The organism is Streptomyces sp. NPDC058375, from assembly GCF_042723425.1.
GTDB classification, from domain to species: domain Bacteria; phylum Actinomycetota; class Actinomycetes; order Streptomycetales; family Streptomycetaceae; genus Streptomyces; species Streptomyces durocortorensis.
On sequence record NZ_JBHXJG010000408.1, the window covers coordinates 1 to 4,001 of the forward strand.

Genomic DNA, 4,001 nt, shown 5'->3' on the forward strand with positions numbered 1-4,001 from the left:
CCGCTCCTGTGTGGTGCGGGCCTCTTTCACAGGTTCCCCGCCGGGGTTCCGTACGGGTCGGAAGGGGCCGCTGGAGGGTTGCTCGGCGCGGGCGGGGGGTAGTACCGCCTACGACCGATTTGCCCGCCCCGCACACCCCCGCGAGGTGATCCTCTGTGATCTGGGAATCCTTCGGTGCCGCCGTACTCGGACTCGCCCTGTCCTGGGCGGCGCTCCGATCACTGGCCGGCCGCCTGCCGTCCGGCCGTGCGGTTTATCTCACCGGCGCGCTGGGCGCCCTGTTCGGCGCGTATCTGACGCACGCCGCCCTGGGGCCCGGCCATGTACTGGCAACGCTGATCGGAGCCGTGTCGGTCGGGGCGGTGACGCTGTCGCTCCTGATCCGCCCACGCGGCCGCCACCTCGCCCGGTCGGCGGCGGCCCAGTAGCGCGGTTACGGACCGGAAGCGCGGTGGCGCGCTACGGCCCAGTAGCGCGGTACGGCGCGTTGCGCGGCCCTACGCGGCCAGCCCCAGCGCGGCCATCCGCTTGGTGTGGGCCTCGGTGATCCGGGAGAACATCCGGCCCACCTCCGCCAGGTCGAAGCCGTCCGCGACGCCGCCCACCAGCATCGTGGAGAGGGCGTCGCGGTCGGCGACCACCCGCTGGGCCTGCGACAGCGCCTCGCCCATCAGCCGGCGCGCCCACAGCGCGAGCCGCCCGCCGAGCCGCGGGTCCGCCTCGATCGCGGCGCGCACCTTCTCCACGGCGAAGTTCCCGTGGCCGGTGTCGTCGAGCACGGACAGCACCAGGGACCGGGTGTCGGTGTCCAGCCGGGCCGCGACCTCGCGGTAGAAGTCGCTCGCGATCGAGTCGCCGACGTACGCCTTGACCAGGCCCTCCAGCCAGTCGGACGGCGCCGTCTGGCGGTGGAAGTCGTCGAGCGCCTTGGCGAACGGCTCCATCGCGGTGGTCGGCTCCTCGTTCACCTCGGCGAGCCGCCGGCTCAGCTGCTCGAAGTGGTGGAACTCGGCGGCGGCCATCTTCGCCAGCTCCGCCTTGTCCCCGAGGGTCGGCGCGAGCTTCGCGTCCTCGGCCAGCCGCTCGAAGGCCGCCAGCTCTCCGTAGGCGAGGGCGCCGAGCAGGTCCACGACCGCGGCGCGGTACTGCGGGTCGGCGGCCGCGGTGGCCCAGTCCTGGGCGGCGATCCCAGTGGTTCCGGACGGGTCGGCGGGGGTATCGGTGGCGTGGTCTGGCGTCTCCATGAACGGAACGATAGCCCGCTCCGCGCAGGGCGGAAGGGCCTGGTCAGCCGGGGCCCTCATACCGTTCCGATGAATTCGTCCAACACACATGCGCGAATCCGGGGTACAGTGGTAATGCGCTTACTGAGCACTGTGCTGTGCCAGGGGCGCGCCCTTTGAATGAGGATGCCCGGTCGGTGGCCCGATCGGCTCCGACCCGACAGCCCTCCACGCGGTGCGTACGACACGTACGACTGCAGATGAGGGGCCCCCTCAGCGGCACGAGCGCTCGAGCGACGGCAGTGGTCCCGCGCCACCCGGCCCATCCACGGCCGGATGATGAACCCCGGCACGGTACGACCCCCAGCGTTCGCCTCGGACCGCGTCTCACAGAAGAGGCAGCACCCTGACTACGTTCCGCGACCTCGGCATTCTTTCCGAGACGGCCGAAGCCCTTGAGGCAGTCGGCATCATGTCCCCCTTCCCCATCCAGGAGCTGACGCTCCCCGTAGCCCTCTCCGGCTCCGACGTCATCGGCCAGGCCAAGACCGGCACCGGCAAGACGCTCGGCTTCGGTCTTCCGCTCCTGGAGCGCGTGACCGTCCCCGCCGACGTCGAGGCGGGCCGCGCTACGCCCGAGCAGCTGACCGACGCGCCGCAGGCGCTCGTCGTCGTCCCCACCCGCGAGCTGTGCCAGCAGGTCACCAACGACCTGCTCACGGCCGGCAAGGTCCGTAACGTCCGCGTTCTCGCGATCTACGGCGGCCGGGCGTACGAGCCCCAGGTCGAGGCCCTGAAGAAGGGCGTCGACGTGATCGTCGGTACCCCGGGCCGCCTCCTGGACCTGGCGGGCCAGCGCAAGCTCGACCTCTCCCACATCCGCGGGCTCGTCCTCGACGAGGCCGACGAGATGCTGGACCTGGGCTTCCTGCCCGACGTCGAGCGCATCATCACCATGCTGCCGCCCAAGCGCCAGACGATGCTGTTCTCGGCCACCATGCCCGGTGCCGTCATCAGTCTCGCCCGCCGCTACATGTCGCAGCCGACGCACATCAACGCCACGTCGCCCGACGACGAGGGCACGACCGTCAAGAACACGGTCCAGCACGTCTACCGCGCGCACAACATGGACAAGCCGGAGATGCTCGCCCGCATCCTCCAGGCCGACGGCCGCGGCCTGGCGATGATCTTCTGCCGTACGAAGCGCACGGCCGCCGACATCGCCGAGCAGCTGGAGAAGCGCGGCTTCGCCTCCGGCGCGGTCCACGGCGACCTCGGCCAGGGCGCCCGCGAGCAGGCGCTGCGCGCCTTCCGCAACGGCAAGGTCGACGTCCTGGTCTGCACCGACGTCGCCGCGCGCGGTATCGACGTCGAGGGTGTGACCCACGTCGTCAACTACCAGTCGCCGGAGGACGAGAAGACCTACCTTCACCGCATCGGCCGCACCGGCCGCGCGGGCGCCAAGGGCATCGCGATCACACTGGTCGACTGGGACGACATCCCGCGCTGGCAGCTGATCAACAAGGCGCTGGACCTGAAGTTCCCGGACCCGCCGGAGACGTACTCCACCTCGCCGCACCTCTTCGAGGAGCTGGGCATCCCGGCGGGCACCAAGGGTGTGCTGCCCCGCGCCGACCGGACCCGTGCCGGTCTGCGCGCGGAGGAGGTCGAGGACCTCGGCGAGACCGGCGGCCGCGGCCGCAAGTCCGCCGCCCCGGCACCCGCCCGTGAGGAGCGCGAGCCGCGCACCCGTACGCCGCGTCAGCGCCGCCGCACCCGTGGCGGGGCCGCCGCCGCGGAGGAAAGCGCCGCGACGGTGCCCGCACCCGCCAAGGAGGCCACTCCGGTCGCCCCGGCCGGTGACGAGGCGTCCGACGCGCCGCGTACGCCGCGCCGTCGCCGCCGTACCCGCGTCAGCGCCCCCGAGGCCGTCACCGAGGCGGCCGTGGCGGTCGCCGAGGCCCCGGCGGTTCCCGCCCCGGTGGCCGAGGCCGCACCCGTGATCGAGGCCGCACCCGTGGCCGCGCCGGTCGCAGAGCCGGTCGCGGAGACCAAGCCGCGTCGTCGTCGCAGCCGCGCCGCCGTGAAGCCGGTGACCGAGGAGACGGCTTCACCCGTCGCCGCGGCTCCGGCCGCCCCGGCTCCGGCCGAGTTCCAGACCGTGGCCGTCGCCGCGGGCATCGCGGAGCCGGTCGCCGAGCCGAAGGCCGTCAAGCCGCGCCGCCGCACCCGGATCGTGAAGCCGGCCGACGAGGTCGACTTCCAGATCGCCCCGGCCGCCGAGCCGGAGCCCGAGGTGAAGACGCGTCGCCGCCCGGCCCGCGCCACGAAGCCGAGGACGGAGTCGAAGGCGAAGACCGAGTCCAAGGCGAAGACCGAGCCGAAGGACGAGTCCAAGGCCACCGAGTCCGCGCCGGTCGCCGAGCCGAAGGCCCGGGCGACCAGGGTGACGAAGTCCCGCGCGAAGGCGGAGACGGCGGAGCCCGCGGAGAAGAAGGCCGCGAAGACCGCGTCGAAGGCCACCGCCAAGGCCGTCGCCACCGAGCAGCCCGCCGTCGAGGCCCCGGCCGCCGAGGCGGAGGCCAAGCCGCGCCGCCGCCGGGCCACCCGCAGCGTCACCTCGACCGCGACCCAGGAGGCCGCCGTGGTCTCCGAGGCCGAGGCCGTGGCGAGCGAGGCGGCCGCCGAGCCGAAGCCGCGCCGCCGCCGCGCCACCCGCCCGGCGGGCAAGGCGTCGGCGACGACCGAGAGCTGACGCTTCCGGCGACACCGCAGCAC

At 73.3% G+C, this 4,001-nt stretch carries 3 protein-coding genes; 2 read left to right on the forward strand and 1 reads right to left on the reverse strand.

The features are described 5' to 3' along the window. Positions 1–155 precede the first annotated feature (155 nt). On the forward strand, positions 156–428 hold the full coding sequence (locus ACFWM7_RS34235) for a hypothetical protein (protein WP_383268386.1): 273 nt from the start codon (positions 156–158) through the stop codon (positions 426–428). Positions 429–497: 69 nt separating this feature from the next. Here ACFWM7_RS34235 and ACFWM7_RS34240 read toward each other — a convergent pair whose 3' ends face one another. Then, the gene (locus tag ACFWM7_RS34240) at positions 498–1,244 is read right to left on the reverse strand and encodes a ferritin-like fold-containing protein (protein ID WP_383268389.1); all 747 of its coding nucleotides are present in this window, start codon (positions 1,242–1,244) and stop codon (positions 498–500) included. Between the two features lie 451 nt (positions 1,245–1,695). Here ACFWM7_RS34240 and ACFWM7_RS34245 point away from each other — a divergent pair, with 451 nt between their 5' ends. Then, positions 1,696–3,978: a DEAD/DEAH box helicase gene (locus ACFWM7_RS34245; RefSeq protein ID WP_383268392.1), complete on the forward strand. Its 2,283-nt coding sequence runs from the start codon at positions 1,696–1,698 to the stop codon at positions 3,976–3,978. Positions 3,979–4,001 lie beyond the last annotated feature (23 nt).